This window comes from Paraburkholderia sp. Cpub6 (genome assembly GCF_014201065.1).
Taxonomy (GTDB): domain Bacteria; phylum Pseudomonadota; class Gammaproteobacteria; order Burkholderiales; family Burkholderiaceae; genus Paraburkholderia; species Paraburkholderia tuberum.
In genome coordinates this window covers 1-14,568 of record NZ_JACHDM010000031.1, presented here as the reverse complement: position 1 = coordinate 14,568, position 14,568 = coordinate 1, and the positions used below count along the sequence as shown (strand labels likewise).

The window sequence follows — 14,568 nt, the reverse complement described above, 5'->3', positions numbered from 1 at the left end:
ATAAGTGATGAGTACTGTCTACGTTCAATTTTCGGACTCGACCAAGACAAAGGTGGTCGCAGTTTTTGGTTGCCCGCAGGATGCGACTGCATTTCCGAACCAAGGTGCAATCGATGCGACAGATGCGCGTTATCAGGCCTTCGTGAATCCCGCGTCGACGCTAACCGGAGCGCAGGCTGCGCAAAACGCCGTGATCGATTCGACCTATGCGTCGGCCGTGCAGCAAAGCGTCACGTTCAAGACTGCGGCCGGCGTCACTGAGACGTTTCAGGCGGATGCGGACAGCCAGACCATCCTGATGCAGGCCACTCAGGGCTATCAGATTGCAGGCGCAACGCCCTCCGGCTTCTACTGGAAGTCCGCAGATAACACGCAGGTCGCCTTCACCCTGGCTGATCTGCAAGGTCTTTATACGGCGATCCTCGCTCAAGGATGGACGGCGTTCCAGAAGCGCACGACGCTCAAGACGCAGATTTCGGCGGCCACGACCGTAGCCGCGGTTCAGGCAGTCAACTGGTAGCGGCTGCGGCAGACGAAACCCGGCGGCTGAGCGTGCCCTTGAGTTTGATGGCTCGCTTCTCGATCAGGTGCCAGGAAGCGAATCCCGCCATAGCCGACAGCGCCGCCGACCACACGAAAAACCTGTTGACGCCGATAGACGGGAAATAGTGCATCAGCGTCTGCTGGATCAGGAAGGCATAGACATACAGGCCATACGACACATCGCCGAAGCGCCCGGCGCGTCGGATGAAGCCATAGGAGGCGTTCGCGAATGAGACCGTGGCAAGCGGAACCAGCAGGATCAGGCTCCAGACTTCGACCGCGGTGGCATGCACGGCCAGCAGGAAGACGACGATGGGCATCCATGACCAGTCGGGCAGCCGGAAATCGTCTCGAAGCTGCCACAACAGCGCGCCCACGATGAAACTGCTCGCGCACCGGTAGAGTTCCTGCGTGGGCATCGTCAGGACAATACCCGACGCCTGGCGGATTTCCAGCCCATAGCAGAGCGCAAGCAGGCTCGCCAGCGCGGCAATTCTAGCCTGACTGCTGCGCAGGGTCAGGCTTATCGCCATGACCGAGCCGTACAGGAACACTTCCATCGGCAGCGTCCAGAGCGAGCCGTTGACGTTGTCCCTGAAGGGATTGTCCGCAAAGACGCCCGGCAGCGAAAAGCTCATCGGATACAGGAGGATGGACCGGCAGTACTGCAGCAGGAGCGGGCTGCGGATGTAATCTCCGAAGCTCAGGTTCGTGACGAGCGGCCCCACGACAAACGCCGCAAAGGCGATGGCCGCCGCGAGCCCAGGAAAGATCCGTAGGGCTCGCCGAGACAGAAAGCGCCCGGCATGCGGGTCGCGCTCCCAACTCGCGCTGACGAGATAGCCGCTCATGGAGAAAAAGGCGAATACGCCCACCGCACCCAGATCCCCTAGCGGGAAGGTGTTGTCGTGCAGTGGGCGAACATGACTGATCAGCACCGCGAGCGCGGCAGCCACGCGCAGAAAATCGAAGTTGTTGTCGTGTCTCATGGTGAGCCTTCTAGGGCCGCGAATGATACCTGATGCGGTCACAGGAGACTCCCGTATCGTGGTTAGTCATTTTCACCAACGATAGCCAAGCGTAACCATATGCGCCGCCCTGAATCCGAGCGGCACGTTACTGTTGCTGACGTTCTTCGACGGCGTCGAGATATACGTGTAGCGCAACGTCACACGCTTGTACGCGACCGATGCGCCGGCAGTCCACGTAAGCTGGGGCTTTGCGTCATGGCTCAGCGATTCGACCGAGCCTCGCGGTCCCCATGGGCTTGTGGCTGACTCGACGGTCATCTTGCTGGTCCACGTTCCCTTGAACACCGCCGGGCCGCCCTCGATGCTGAATCGCCAGTTGCCGAACTCATAGTACGGCTCTAGCGTCAGCGCGATAGCCTGCAGCGATCCCCCCGTGTCGAAGTAGCGCATTGGCCCACATTCGCCATTGCAGGACTTCGTTTTCGGGTTATAGCCGCCGACTCCATTGGCGTAGTCGGCGGCGTCTGGAACAGCGTCGCCGCGGATAGAGGCGGTCCCGAAATACATGTAGCTCAGGTTGACATCGACGCCCGGCAGCCATGAGCCGCGCGTGTACGGAATCGACGTGACGCCTATGCCAATGCGGCCAGCGGGAACACGGAGCTTCAGATGATGGCTAAAGCCCTGCTGGTAATACATGCCATCGCCCATCGCCGTGAAATTCGTGGCGCCAAGACCCGCTTCAGCATGAAAGAACGATTCGGCATGCGCGCCAGCGGCGACGCATCCGAGAGACATGGCTACGGCTGCTGCTCGCCATCCTGCGCCGGTCGGAATTCGGCTCCTGCCTGGCGCATCCTTGCGTAGATACGCTCTAGGGTTGCTTCGTCCAATTCGAGCTGCGCCATCATGGTGAAGAGCATTTGCGCGCTCATTGGCCGAGGCTCGCGAGGATTGGTGTACTTGCGCCAATGCTGATCGCCCGCAAGCCAACAGAGATCCGCCATTTCCTTGCCCGTGCGGCCAAGTTCCTTCTTCAGATCGGCAAGGCTTTGCGCGGGAGGATGCTTGTAGTGAATTGGCATAGCCGGGCACGCGGCGCGCGCGAAATGTGAGCTTCATGATCGTCCTTTCGGGATAAACGGGACTCGCGAATGCGTTTCCCTATGGATATGAAGATAGCCCTATTGGGGCTAGTAGTCAAGCAGCAAACAACGACGATTTGACCATCAGCCGCCTCGAGCGGCTTTTTCATTTCCGGGGCCAATTTGAACCATCCAACTCAGGAAGAGCAACAGCTCACCAACGACGAAAGGTTCGCCATGGTCGACCAGCGATTCATCGACATGCAGGAACAGATGGACCGCCGCTTTGCGGGCGTCCATGACTCGATCAGCGAGAACACCGAGCTGACGAAGGCAGCCGATGAGCGATCGCGTCGCATCGAAACGAACACACAGGCGCTCGTCGAGATATTCAACCGGGCAGGGCAGAGCGCGACGTTCTTCGCGCGTATGGCGCGGCTCCTTCGCAGTGCGGCGATCTATCTCGGCCCTTTTCTGACCGTTGGCGGAATTCTCTGGGCCCTTGCTCACGGCAAGTGGCCGACTCTGGACTGACCATGATCCTCACGCTATTCGAGACGGAGCTTCGTCGAGACGAGGGCGTTCGGTATTCGCCGTACCTTGACACTGCAAATCCGCCGAAACGGACCATCGGCGTCGGCCACAACATGGACGTCTCGCCACTGCCGTCCGCATGGTCATTCCCGCTCATCGATGCCCAAGTGAAACAGCTGCTCGACCGCGACGTGTCGACGACGCTCGCGAAGCTCGACAAGGCGATGCCATCGTGGCGCGAGATGGACGAAGTACGTCAGCGCGTCATCGCGAATATGTGCTTCAACCTCGGTATCGGCAGCGCGACCGCAGGCACCGGCCTGCTCGGCTTCAAAAACACGCTCGCGGCCATGCAGCGTGGCTCGTATAGCGTCGCCGCTGCGGGCATGCGCAACTCGAAGTGGTTCGGCCAGGTCGGCGCGCGCGGCGTTCGCCTATGCAGGGCGATGGAAACCGGCGTGATGCCGAGCTAGTTGCTACCCCTATCAATGGGCCGCCTTCGGGCGGCTTCTTTCGTTTACGGACATGACACAACAACTACCCGCAGTCCCGCACGAACACCTTGTGAAGGTGACGGACGTCGAGCTGGAGTACTACCCGGACCACGCCGAGCCGCGCACCGAGTCGTCGACCTTCAGGCACACGAAGCAGGCCGGCCACAAAGCAGGGCTGCGCTGCGCGGTGAGCGGCCAGCCGTCGCCGGAGTACCACCACCTGTTTTGCGAATGGGCCGACGCCGACGCCGTCGACTGGACGATCGTCAAAGCGATCGCGACGGGCGAGATCACCGAGATTCCGGTGCTCGACCCGATCACCGACCAGCCTAGCGGCGAGACCTTTCCTGCTGAGCAATCGCTGATCTGGCTCATCTGCCGCCTAGCCGAGCTGCGCGGCTTTGACTGGCATGCATTCGACCCGGTGGATCCGTCGACCTTCGTCGACGGGATGGCGAACATGCTGCCGCTCGACGTGAAGTTCCACCGATCGCCGGCGCACGGCATTCACCACCGCACGTGGCCGACGTTCGTGTTTCAGGCGTACCCGCGCAAGGCCGGGTTCGTGTTCACCCCTGACGAGCTCGTCAGTCAATCGAAGGAGCATTCATGAATCGAGCAATCATCAGCGGCGGCCTCACCGTGTCGGCCGCCGACATCATCCCCACGGTCGACTGGGCTATGAATGGCTTTCACGGTGCGCCGCCGGCCAATCTGTCCGGCCTCATCGCTGGTGCAGTCGTGATGGCGATTCACGCCGCATACAACTGGTTCGCGGCTCGCAACGCCGCAAAGCAGGCCGCTCAGGCCGCCGCTCAGCAGTAATCCTCCCGCCGCGCTCGCGGCACCTCTGAAGGAAGTCCCGAAATGAAAAAGCTCATGCTGCTCGCGGCAGGCCTTGTCGCGTCCATCGCTCTCAGCGCCTGCACGACCGCTCAACAGGCGAAGGTGGCCACCGTTGCAACGACCATCAACGGGCAGGTGAAGAAGGCCTGCGCGGTGTTCGATCCGGTCACTGATGACGTGACCGCACTGTATGCGCTCAACCCGAAGGTCGACGCCGCGATCGACGGCGTCAAGGCGCTGTGCGTCGCCAACGCCGCGATCGATCCGGCCACGGTGCAGACGCTGTCCGACACCGTTCTGCCTGCCGCAATCAAGGCGCTCGCCTCGATTCCGGGTCTGACGGTGGCGCAGGTCCAGCAGGTAGGCGGCATCCTGACACTCGTCAACACGACGCTGGCGATCGGGGTGCAGGTCTATGGCGCGATGGCGCCGACCGCCGCGTCGACACCGCTCGCCGGCGCACCGCTGCAATGACGCCGCGCGACTTCGCGCTGCTGGCGCAAGAGGCGTACACCGCGAGGCCCGACATCGGTATCGCGGATAGCGCCTCGCGCGCCATCGTGCGGCGGACTGCGGCAGGGCTCGTCGTCGCGTTTCCGGGGACCGACAACCTCGATTGCTGGGGCGCTGACTTCGACATCATGCCGGTGGCGGTCGCCGGCATGGGCGACGTCCACCGCGGCTTCTGGCAAGCGTGGGATGCGATCGCGATTTCCGTGCTGGTGGCTATCGGCAGCCAGCCGGTGACGCTGGTCGGCCATTCGCTCGGGGCGGCGATCGCGATCCTCGGTGGCGCGGCGCTGGCCGTCGCAGGCAAGCCGCCCGTCGGTGTCTATGGCTTCGAGCCGCCGCGCGTCAGCCCGGACCTTACCATCAGGACGTTACTCGCCAAGGTTCCGGTCAAGCTCTATAAGAACGGGAACGACTTGGTGCCCGACGTTCCGCTCGGGTGGAATCACGCTGCTCTTCTGACGCACATCGGAAGGCCGATTTTGTCGATCCCCAACCTCGAGGATCACAAGCTTACGCGCGTGATTGCGGCACTTAAAGAGTAGTATTCTCGGCACCTGTCACGGGCTTCCGATACCCTCGTCAGCCGGTCATTGACGGCGCGTCAGTCCAGTTCGAGGTTCACAGAACGGGGCCAACGACTACGGCATACGGAGGGAAGCCGAATGGTGCAAAGAGTTGCACCGTGACAATCACAAATCCGGACTCTCTCCTAAGTTTGAGCTTATGCATGGCCGCGTCCATCTCCGACGGCCACATCAGTGTCGTCCATTCTCTTCCAACGTATCGCCACGCCGGGTCGTTGTCTTTAAGTAAGCACAATCCCTGTACGATCGGAATGAAACCGTCAAGGCCGCATTGGGCGACAGCGTAGCTGTATGCGATTTTCGCCATCAACGCGCAGAAGTGCTTGGGAGAGAGTCCGTAGCGAATCCTCAGTTGTTCGATCGAGGGACCCTGCAATTGGATTTCGTCTTTGAATTGGTGCAGGTTTACGGCCATCTCAGGCCACGTGCCGCCGACTGGCTCGCCAGAGATTAATGTCGGCGTTGGCAGCGAGAGTGATATAAAAGCACTCGGCAGTTGGGCTTCTTCTCCGGTTAGCTTGCGGACTACTCCTGCGCGAACGGCCTCAATAAAAAGCGCCGAGAAATCCGTTTCTTTGTGTCGTTTAGAACCAATACCTTTGTTGTGGCGAAATAGAGCCCAAACTCCACGCAACAGGTGTCTTTCGCAGTTACTGGTGATCTGGGCGCACTTTACGCAGCTTGACTGTGGCAAGGTCATGTTACCGAGCAGCCCGGCAGGAATAACGTGTTCCTTCGTCAGTTTGACGTCTGACCCGCAGTAAATGCACCTTCCGACCGGCGCGTATGTTTTCATCTAACGCCCCCGAGTTTCCTCAAGTAAAGTAGGTGTGGAGAACAGTGCTCGCATTTTCGGCAGTGATGCGCTCCTTTGCCGCCCTGAAACAAGCCCATGACCAGACGTCGCGATTAGTTAGAGCGGTGCATTGCTGAACTGCCGTCCCTAAGCAATCACACAACCCCGATCTCAAGACGCTTGCCCAGCGCCTCCAGGGCCTCAGCAATCGTATCGATCTTGGTTGAGTGTCCAATATCCATAATCCGAGTCACAGTCTGCGGACTGGTATTGAGCCGCCTGGCAAGCTCGGCTGGCGTCACCTTTTTATCGATCATCGCGTTCAGCAAAAGGACTTTGGCTGATGCGCTGGCAGGCAGCGAAACCAATTCCTCACCCTTCCTTGGATCCGAGGGCGGCGGTACGACCCGGTTATCTTCAAAATAAAAGTCCATCGCGGTCAGCAGCGCGTCGGCGGCCTCTGCCCGGGCCTCGTCCATAAAATCGCCTTGGGTAATGGCCTCGGGAATATCCCGAAACGTAACCACAAAACCGCCTTCTTCTGCTGGCTCGAATCGAGCTGGATACCTCAACATGTTGCACTCCATTGCGGGTGAGAGATGGCACATGGAAAGCCCCTCGCGGGGCTCCCCTTACTTCAGACCTAGCTGCTTCAAGATCGCCTGTCGGGTTCCCTCTTTGATTTCCTTGCTGAGGTGCCGCGACAGTATGGTTTGCTTGCCGTTCAGGTAGACCTTCGTGTGTCCTGCTCCCTCCTTGAAAGTCGCCCCCTGTTGAGCCAGCCACCGCTTGAACTCACCTGTCTTCACCATCCCTCCGTGTCGTTAGCATGAAGGTATCTTAATCAACTTTTTTGTTTATATCAACGATTTTGTTTATTCTTTTCGGAGGTGGATCTTCGTCATCGGCGCCGATCGCGCGCACCCAGTGCACGCACCCATGCTCCGGCTGCGCCTGAATCTGTTTCCGATCGCCGTACGTGCAGAGGACATGGGAGCCGTCGGCTAGCCATTGAGCGAAGTGTTCGCAGCCGACGCATGGGCGTGGCGTGCCGTACGGGTCGAGGTTTGCCATGGCTTGAATCCTGTATGGATATACAGTATATGACATGGCAGAATGACCGTTCCCGGTATCGGAGCGGAGACGGGCATGTCGATTCTCGTGGGCACTGCGTCGTGGACTGACAAGACACTGATCGAGTCGGGCGCTTTCTATCCGCCCGGCTGCACCAGCGCCGAGGCGCGCTTGCGGTATTACGCTGGCGTCTTCCCCATTGTCGAGGTCGATTCCTCCTATTACGCAATGCCCAGCGCCAGCAATAGTGTGCTGTGGGTCGAGCGCACGCCGCCGACGTTCGTCTTCGACATGAAGGCGTTTCGCCTTTTTACCGGCCATCAGACCGAGCCAAAGTTTTTCCCGAAGGATCTGCAGGCCGAACTGCCGAAGACGGACAAGAAGAATCTCTATTACAAGGACCTGCCGCCGGCCGTGCTTGATGAGCTATGGGCTCGCTTTTTCGAAGCGCTGCAACCGCTGCACGTCGCCGGCAAGCTCGGTTCGGTGCTGTTTCAGTTTCCGCATTGGGTGACCGCCGCACCCAAGGCGCTTGAGCACGTCGAACACTGCGCCGAGCGCATGCACCCGTTCCTCACCGCGTTCGAATTCCGGCATGAAAGCTGGTTCAACGAGAAGCACCGCGAGTCGACGCTTGCGATGGAGCGGGAGCGCGGGATCGCTCACGTGATCGTCGATGCGCCAGAGGGGGTGGCGAAGCGCTCACATACGGTCTGGGAGACGACGTCACCTGAGCTTGCGATCGTGCGACTGCATGGTCGCAACGCGTCGACTTGGAGCGGGGCCGAGTCGGCGGCCGAGCGATTCAACTACGAATACAGCGATGACGAACTGCGCGAACTTGCGCCACCGATCGAGGCGATCGCGAAGCGCGTGGCGCGCACGCACGTCCTGTTCAACAACTGCTATCGCGATGTGGCGCAGCGCAACGCAGGAACGATCATGCGGCTGTTCGAAGCCGCGAAATAGCAGGGCGTGGAAGGCGCAGTTCGGCCATGAGCTGCCGTTCGACAATGGCTCGTAGATCGTCGACAATTGACCGCGTTTCCGTAGAAAACTACTGACCGAGGGGCCATTTGCTATGGAATTCGAGCACGCTCTCGTCGTTGGCGGTACCGGCATGCTCGAGAAGGCAAGCCGTTACTTGTCTGATCATGCATCACGCCTGACATTAGTTTCCCGGAATGGCGAAGGTGCTCGAACACGATTGGGTCTGCCTAGAGTCAATTACATATCGGCGGACTGGACCATGACCACAACGTTTCTCGACAAAGTGAAACCAGTATTCGATCTTTGCCCGGTCGATCTTATCCTGTTGTGGATGCACCGGTCCGGCTACGATGCGAGGCTCAGTATGCTCGATATGGCGCGCGGATCGAACTGTCGCATCATTGACGTGCACGGAAGTGGTGTTGGCGATGCCCTGGCAAAGGTCGAGCAACGTCGATTTGATGCGGGCCAAGCGGGTTGCCGTTACAACGCCGTGTTGCTGGGCACTGTCAAGGATGGCGGCGAATCGTCGCGCTGGCTAACCCACGATGAAATATCGGCGGGCGTTATAAAGGCAATAGAGGCTAAAAACGACGTTATGGTTGGATATGTCTGACCAACTGCCCCAGGCGATTGTCTGCTTTCAAGCGATGCGAACGACAGCTACGGGTCGAGGGTGTGTCAAAACTCGAAATTGCCCGGTTTGCGGGTGTCACTTTACCCCTCCCGAAGTGGCGCCAGGCCGATACAGAGCATTCTGATGGGTCGACTTTCGCACACGACGTTGAAGCCGCACGTTTTGACACACCCTCGGTCGCGTGCTGCCGATCGCAGCCTAGCGAGGTTGAAGCTGCGTATGCAAAGTGCATGAGTCGGAACCCGGCCATCTCCGGCCATTCGATCGAGTTCTCGGGTGGACATTTGAGCGTCAGGTGCGTCCATACAACGGACGTTCCCGCTTTCGGCCATGTCAGTGCGTCAGACAGTTGGTCGTGTTGCCGAAGCTCGTGCAGTTCGTGTACACGGGCCGATTTATCGCGTTGATAGCCTGTTGTGTCTGTAGGTAATTTGCCATCGCCTGTGCGGCCTGCGCGCGCTGCTGCATCTCGGCCTGATACGACTGCTGTAGATCGCTTTGGATACGATTCAATTCGGCGATCAGCTTGGCTTTACCGATGTTTTCCTCGCGCTGCTGATCCTGAAGGTATTGCCCCCACGTCGTTTGCTGGTTAATCAGCGACAGCACAGCCGTATCGCTTTCCTGATAACTGTCCAGCAGGATAGGAACTACCGTAGGCGTTACCGTCATCAGCTCGTCCGCAGTTGCCTTGCGGCACGGCTGGATCATGTCGTGAACTGCGTACAGGGATTTAATCTCGTCCGGTGACGCATGGTCGGTGCTATTTAGCTGTGCCAGCGTCGCGTCAGCTGGGTCCATCGGGAGTCGAGCGCGTATCGGTGCCGCCTGAGGGCTGTTGTACGCCTCGGCAGCGCAAGCCTTCCTTTGCGCGACAGTCTGTTTGAGGACTTCCGACATATGACTTGCTCGTTGCTGCGTGGCGGTCTGGCACCCGGCAAGCACGGCGGCGGCGAGTAGAAGTGCGATTGTGGTTTTCATGGTCTTTCTCGTGTACGTTACCGTATCGATCGCTCACATCGGAGGATAGGCAACGGCCAGGAAAACTTCCGAATTTTTCCCACCGCAGCGTTGATCTGCGCAAACGGATGGAGATCACGACGCGAACGGCCGCAGCACACTCGAAAACGGTCGTACGAAGACTTGTTTTCGAACGACGGTGACGGGTCGGGTCCGGCCGACCGCGTCTGGCGGCAGCCGGCCATTTCTCGACGATCGAGATTGGTTCCATATTGCTGACGTTCAGTGCGCTCGGGTCTTTGTTCAGCGGTTTCGTAAGCTTCTCCCCTTCACAGCTCAAATACCGGATGCCAAAGGATTGGACTGGCTGGGTTTCGCCAGCCTGGCGACAGAGGCGAGACCGTTATCGGACGTGCTGCTCATCTTCGAAAAAATGCACTGTTGAAGTTGGCTGCATGCTCTGGCTTAAGCACACTTCTGGCATTTCCAGTTGCAAAAATACTTTTCTTGTCTGGATCGTGATCCTTGTCGAGCAGTTTTAAATTGGCGGCATGAATCATCTCATGTATAAACGTGCATTCGTCAGTTCGAAAGGCTGCGGTATTGACCAGTACGAATGGTTGAACTACGACACCGTCGACCTTTAAGCCCGATTTTGTTGCTCCGAAGATGGGGTTTGCTATTTTCGGGAACGGACATGCAATAACGCGCAAGACACCACGACATCCTGGTCTCATCTTCTCGGCCGCTCTGCGCACCTGCTGACAGTCCGGATCAAAGTCTGGATCAACGGGAGAATCGTACGGAAATTCGGCGTCGGGAGGAGACGCCACACTGCTTACGATGTTTATTCCCAACGGTTTTAACAGGCCTATGGCCTTGATTAAGTACCTCAAGACTTGACCGCTGCTTCTGCCTGCTCCCCTTGACGGTTGCCACAGAATGTCCAAGTTCCCCGGCAAAACGATGGGGGTCGTTCCCGCTGCAATGGTAAGGGCTCTTGAAGCCGTTCCAGCTTGAACCGGGTCTCCACAGTAATACGAGGAACTCCGGACCCGCCGGTGTTCCCACGCGAGCATTTCCTGGTCCAACGTTGCCATTGTCATCTTGCCAACGATGTTGTCCGCTTGTGTTTGGTAGGAGTAGTTGATGATCTTGCGTTTCTGTTTGAACGCCAAAACAGCGGTGGAGGTCGAACGGCCGTAGAACCTAGCTCGCAGTTCGCTAAGATCAATATTCGCCTGGTCCAAGATGGACAGTGCCAATTGAATTTTTGCGACGTGCGTTCCGTGGGCGCCCTCCAGAATATGGGCGGCATCATGAACAAGTGACGCTTGCAAAGCAGGATCGCCGCGAAAAAACGTGGAGGCAAGCATTCTATCCGCCATAATCTTTCTCCGATTGCTGCAATTAAGGTTAGTCGAAACTAGCGATGCCCACTTTCTTGTTCAACGACGGTCGGGTATGGGTCGCAGAAATGCGTCCGCCGAGCAACGCGTAGTCAGCCTCCAATTTCCGCTATGCAGCAGAGTATGTCGGCATCACCCACGAAATGCGGATGCCCAAATTTCCGTGTGGGTTTTTCTGCCGTAAAACGGTGAATACTGTTCGCATGTACAGCATTTCGACCGCCCGCAAACCCTTATAACACCGTGAAACCCTGCCAAAAGGCTGTATGCATCGACAGGTGTATCGGTCTTCAAACCCAGTTGAGGGCGTCAGACGCTCTCGGGTCGGTTCGACTCCGGCTGCCTTCCGCCACAAGGGTTTGTGGGATTTCATCGCGCGGGGAAATGTGAAGGAAACCATAAAACTTCCGTCTGGAAGTTAATCGGTTTGAAAATCGCCTGCCCAATTTACATTTCGTTACAGGGCGGCGCAACAACCAGCCGGAGTGATCAACGCGCACCTAGCCGAACCGGTCCGATCGCGATCGGAGGAAGTTGGACGTCGGCCTCCGAAGTATTGTGACCGTTCCTTCTTTTCACGAGGTGGCTCATCGACCATCGCGGTGATTCGAAATCAGTCAAACTCGTCGGCCGCGAGTCGCTGACGCTGAGGAAAGCGAATGCTCTTTGCCGATCCATTGCCGACGGTCGGGTCGTCGCGGTTCCAACGGCAGGTTTCGGAGTGGAACGACCATACTGCGCCTTCGTCTATGGACTCGTCTTCAGCCTGAGCCGTCATTCGAGCATCGGTGCCGGTCAGGCGGGTATGGGGCGGCGGATTCAACCGGTCGATGCAACACAATGAACGTCGCATGAGCCGACGAGGTCGTTGCGCTCCGCGTCGACGCGAGCCCGCTGTTCCGCAACGCTCGCTATGCGACGAAATGACCGTGCCGACTTCTGCGAGCCCTTCTCCAGTCACGAACGCCTGTTGCAAGGCAATGACGTAGTGTTTGACAGTCATGTTTGATCCTCGGTTGATAAACGCGCCGCATGGTCGGAAAGGCGCGGTGGCATTGATATCCTCTCTCTGCCATGACTGACCTGTTCGACGCGACAGGCTACCGAGCCGGCGAAATGCCGCTGGCTGGCGACAGTCTGCGCAGCAAGATCGACACCTATACCAACGTATCGCCGGCTGACCACATGGATTAAGCGACGATCCCAATGTAGGGATGGTTCAATCGTTCGCCTCGGTCTATCGTTCTTCCAAGCGGGAAAGTCTCATTCCGCTGAAGAGCGACCCGAATCAGACAGCACGAGGTGAACGGTTCCATGGACAAGTTCATGAGCATGCGCTTCTTCTCCCGAGTAGTCGAGGCGGGAAGCTTCGGCGTCGTTGCGGAGCATATGAGTTGCAGCAAGGGGAACGTATCGCGTGCCGTCTTGTCACTCGAAGACCAGCTGCAGGCGCGGCTCCTGCAACGCACGACACGTCGGGTATCGCTGACGGAACCCGGCAAGCGCTACTACCAGAAGTGCAAGAGGATCCTGGCCGACCTCGACGATGCCGAAGCCGAAGCACGCGACGCCCACACCCGCGCGCGCGGAAAACTCCGCGTTCACTGCGTAACCGATCTCGGCCTCGGACAGTTGACGCACTCGATCATCGAATATCGCAGGCGTTTTCCTGCCGTTTCAGTGCATCTTAAGTTCCTGCCGCGTATGGCGAACCTGATCGCAGACGAGGTGGACGTCTCCATCGTGTCCGCGCCGACGCTGCCCGACTCGCGCAACGTATGCAAGCTGATCTGGCAATGCGAACGTGTACTGGTGGCCGCGCCCGCCTTTCTTCAGACGCATCGGATCGAAAGAGCGAGCGACCTCGAAGATCATGCGCTGACGCCGATCCCCTTCAACGCCAAACCCGACGACCATCCCATCGGGTTGAGCCTCGTCAGGTCCGCGGAACCTGAAGCGGGCAGCCAGTTCGTCATCAACGACACCGAGGCGACCCGTCTCGCGACGCTGGCAGGCGCAGGCATCGCGGCATTGTCGGTCCATTGCGTGATTGACGACATCCAGAATGGAAAGCTCATTCAGTTATTCCCTGAGTGTCGTCTTCAACGCACGAGAGTGTTCGTTGTCTATTCATGTAGACATCATATCGACGCGAAGATCAAAACCTACGTCGACTTTATGACGTCGCCCCTGAGGGAAACGCTCGATAGCAGTTTCGGGAGCGTGTCCGCCAGTGAAGCGCTCAATCGCGTTGCGCAGATTTGTTTGGCTTCGGGCCTTTCTGATGTACGCAATACAACCTGAACCGTCAGACATTTATCGTCGTTGGTCAATTAAAAACGCGCTGTGTGACTTTCTTTCGCGCGTGATGGAGAACGCAAGATGCACACGATCAGACTACCTCGCATTCGGGCAAGCTATGTCGTTGCCGCGTGTATTGTGGCAATTGCCGCAATGTGTGAGTCTCAAACCCCCGGTCTGATGCAGGCCATTCTCGTCGTCGGTGCGAATGCGCAATTGCCGCTCGAATGCCTGGCCGCAGAGAGTCCAGAGAACGCCGAGCCCTCGCCTGCTGTTCCCGTCGCCGACCGTTCCGAATGGAAGGGGCATGTCCCGACGCAAGGCCGCCCGCCACGCAAATGCTAGAAGAATACAACTCTCCCGTGCGCATTCGACGCGAGCGCCGTAGCATGACTGGCTACGAGCGAAGCGTGACCAGTTTCAAGTACTGGACGTAGACTCACCGCGCACTTCATTCACCCGTTCTCATCGATACACAAGCGGTCGCGATCGGGCTGAATTTCTGAGGTGGAGACTCGCCCCGATGACGATCACGCACGAACAAGCCATGTCGATGAGCATCCCGTCCAAGCCGCTGGCCTACGACTCTCAATGCTGCGATCTCTCCATACCTAAACCGTACAGTTTATTGTCGTTGGCGTGGGCGGTGAACCTTGATAACTATGCTGCCTAGTATTGTAAAGCGCGAAAGGGAGTAGGAGATCATGCAGGAGAGATATTTGACAACGCGCCAGACCACCCGGATCGTCATCGTCGGCGGCGGCATCGCTGGACTTCTGCTCGCGACCAGGCTGGGCAACACGCTTGGCCGCAGCGGCCGCGCTCAGGTCA

Annotated in this window: 22 protein-coding genes; 12 read left to right on the top strand and 10 right to left on the bottom strand. The window is 58.4% G+C overall.

The window, feature by feature from the left end; translation table 11 throughout:
* Positions 1–7: 7 nt before the first annotated feature.
* On the top strand, positions 8–520 hold the full coding sequence (locus tag HDG33_RS31875) for a DUF4376 domain-containing protein (RefSeq protein ID WP_184038793.1): 513 nt from the start codon (positions 8–10) through the stop codon (positions 518–520).
* On the opposite strand, the gene HDG33_RS31870 is transcribed toward HDG33_RS31875, so the two are convergent.
* From HDG33_RS31870 to HDG33_RS31860, 3 genes are all read right to left on the bottom strand, one after another.
* The gene (locus HDG33_RS31870; RefSeq protein WP_184038791.1) at positions 510–1,532 is read right to left on the bottom strand and encodes an acyltransferase; all 1,023 of its coding nucleotides are present in this window, start codon (positions 1,530–1,532) and stop codon (positions 510–512) included. The two genes, HDG33_RS31875 and HDG33_RS31870, sit on opposite strands and share 11 nt — an antisense overlap.
* A 72-nt stretch (positions 1,533–1,604) precedes the next feature.
* Positions 1,605–2,312, bottom strand: a complete 708-nt coding sequence (locus HDG33_RS31865) for a hypothetical protein (RefSeq protein WP_184038788.1) — start codon at positions 2,310–2,312, stop codon at positions 1,605–1,607.
* 2 nt (positions 2,313–2,314) lie between these two features.
* Entirely contained in the window at positions 2,315–2,599 is a 285-nt protein-coding gene (locus HDG33_RS31860; protein ID WP_184038784.1) for an XRE family transcriptional regulator, read from the bottom strand.
* Between the two features lie 183 nt (positions 2,600–2,782).
* Between HDG33_RS31860 and HDG33_RS37765 the strand changes: the two genes are divergently transcribed.
* Genes HDG33_RS37765 through HDG33_RS31830 form a run of 6 tightly spaced genes read left to right on the top strand, consistent with a single transcriptional unit; the run spans position 2,783 to position 5,528 of the window.
* Positions 2,783–3,133 carry a hypothetical protein gene (locus HDG33_RS37765; protein ID WP_260330653.1) on the top strand — a complete coding sequence of 117 codons (351 nt, stop codon included), beginning with the start codon at positions 2,783–2,785 and terminating at the stop codon, positions 3,131–3,133.
* 2 nt (positions 3,134–3,135) lie between these two features.
* The gene (locus tag HDG33_RS38495) at positions 3,136–3,606 is read left to right on the top strand and encodes a glycoside hydrolase family protein (RefSeq protein ID WP_184038781.1); all 471 of its coding nucleotides are present in this window, start codon (positions 3,136–3,138) and stop codon (positions 3,604–3,606) included.
* A 52-nt stretch (positions 3,607–3,658) separates the two neighbouring features.
* Complete coding sequence (locus HDG33_RS31845) at positions 3,659–4,240, top strand: hypothetical protein (RefSeq protein ID WP_184038777.1); 582 nt, start codon at positions 3,659–3,661, stop codon at positions 4,238–4,240.
* On the top strand, positions 4,237–4,452 hold the full coding sequence (locus HDG33_RS31840; protein WP_184038774.1) for a hypothetical protein: 216 nt from the start codon (positions 4,237–4,239) through the stop codon (positions 4,450–4,452). Before HDG33_RS31845 ends, HDG33_RS31840 begins: the two co-directional genes overlap by 4 nt.
* Before the next feature lie 42 nt (positions 4,453–4,494).
* Positions 4,495–4,947: a hypothetical protein gene (locus HDG33_RS31835; RefSeq protein WP_184038772.1), complete on the top strand. Its 453-nt coding sequence runs from the start codon at positions 4,495–4,497 to the stop codon at positions 4,945–4,947.
* The gene (locus HDG33_RS31830; RefSeq protein ID WP_184038769.1) at positions 4,944–5,528 is read left to right on the top strand and encodes a lipase family protein; all 585 of its coding nucleotides are present in this window, start codon (positions 4,944–4,946) and stop codon (positions 5,526–5,528) included. The genes HDG33_RS31835 and HDG33_RS31830 overlap by 4 nt, the downstream gene beginning before the upstream one ends.
* A 76-nt stretch (positions 5,529–5,604) precedes the next feature.
* Here the strand turns inward: HDG33_RS31830 and HDG33_RS31825 are convergent, their stop codons facing one another.
* The 4 genes from HDG33_RS31825 to HDG33_RS31810 all read right to left on the bottom strand — a co-directional run bounded on the left by HDG33_RS31825 (position 5,605) and on the right by HDG33_RS31810 (position 7,440).
* Positions 5,605–6,366 (bottom strand): hypothetical protein, encoded by a 762-nt coding sequence (locus tag HDG33_RS31825; protein ID WP_184038767.1) that lies wholly within the window; start codon positions 6,364–6,366, stop codon positions 5,605–5,607.
* A gap of 155 nt (positions 6,367–6,521) precedes the next feature.
* The gene (locus HDG33_RS31820) at positions 6,522–6,941 is read right to left on the bottom strand and encodes a type II toxin-antitoxin system HicB family antitoxin (RefSeq protein WP_184038765.1); all 420 of its coding nucleotides are present in this window, start codon (positions 6,939–6,941) and stop codon (positions 6,522–6,524) included.
* Between the two features lie 57 nt (positions 6,942–6,998).
* Positions 6,999–7,175 (bottom strand): type II toxin-antitoxin system HicA family toxin, encoded by a 177-nt coding sequence (locus tag HDG33_RS31815; RefSeq protein ID WP_184039023.1) that lies wholly within the window; start codon positions 7,173–7,175, stop codon positions 6,999–7,001.
* Between the two features lie 31 nt (positions 7,176–7,206).
* A complete protein-coding gene (locus HDG33_RS31810; protein WP_184038762.1) occupies positions 7,207–7,440 on the bottom strand; it encodes a hypothetical protein in 234 nt (77 codons plus the stop codon).
* Positions 7,441–7,515: 75 nt separating this feature from the next.
* Between HDG33_RS31810 and HDG33_RS31805 the strand changes: the two genes are divergently transcribed.
* Positions 7,516–8,409 (top strand): DUF72 domain-containing protein, encoded by an 894-nt coding sequence (locus HDG33_RS31805; protein WP_184038760.1) that lies wholly within the window; start codon positions 7,516–7,518, stop codon positions 8,407–8,409.
* Positions 8,410–8,521: 112 nt separating this feature from the next.
* Positions 8,522–9,046 (top strand): hypothetical protein, encoded by a 525-nt coding sequence (locus tag HDG33_RS31800; RefSeq protein WP_184038757.1) that lies wholly within the window; start codon positions 8,522–8,524, stop codon positions 9,044–9,046.
* A 354-nt stretch (positions 9,047–9,400) separates the two neighbouring features.
* Here the strand turns inward: HDG33_RS31800 and HDG33_RS31795 are convergent, their stop codons facing one another.
* From HDG33_RS31795 to HDG33_RS31785, 3 genes are all read right to left on the bottom strand, one after another.
* Positions 9,401–10,048, bottom strand: a complete 648-nt coding sequence (locus tag HDG33_RS31795; protein ID WP_184038754.1) for a hypothetical protein — start codon at positions 10,046–10,048, stop codon at positions 9,401–9,403.
* A gap of 398 nt (positions 10,049–10,446) precedes the next feature.
* The gene (locus HDG33_RS31790; RefSeq protein ID WP_184038752.1) at positions 10,447–11,403 is read right to left on the bottom strand and encodes a hypothetical protein; all 957 of its coding nucleotides are present in this window, start codon (positions 11,401–11,403) and stop codon (positions 10,447–10,449) included.
* A gap of 646 nt (positions 11,404–12,049) precedes the next feature.
* Positions 12,050–12,439 carry a hypothetical protein gene (locus tag HDG33_RS31785; protein WP_184038749.1) on the bottom strand — a complete coding sequence of 130 codons (390 nt, stop codon included), beginning with the start codon at positions 12,437–12,439 and terminating at the stop codon, positions 12,050–12,052.
* A 311-nt stretch (positions 12,440–12,750) separates the two neighbouring features.
* On the opposite strand from HDG33_RS31785, the gene HDG33_RS31780 reads away from it, so the two are divergent.
* The 3 genes from HDG33_RS31780 to HDG33_RS31775 all read left to right on the top strand — a co-directional run bounded on the left by HDG33_RS31780 (position 12,751) and on the right by HDG33_RS31775 (position 14,410).
* Positions 12,751–13,740, top strand: coding sequence for a LysR family transcriptional regulator (locus tag HDG33_RS31780; protein WP_184038739.1), 990 nt, complete (start codon positions 12,751–12,753; stop codon positions 13,738–13,740).
* Positions 13,741–13,818: 78 nt separating this feature from the next.
* Positions 13,819–14,082: a hypothetical protein gene (locus HDG33_RS37040; protein WP_260330651.1), complete on the top strand. Its 264-nt coding sequence runs from the start codon at positions 13,819–13,821 to the stop codon at positions 14,080–14,082.
* 178 nt (positions 14,083–14,260) lie between these two features.
* On the top strand, positions 14,261–14,410 hold the full coding sequence (locus HDG33_RS31775; RefSeq protein ID WP_184038737.1) for a hypothetical protein: 150 nt from the start codon (positions 14,261–14,263) through the stop codon (positions 14,408–14,410).
* Positions 14,411–14,568 lie beyond the last annotated feature (158 nt).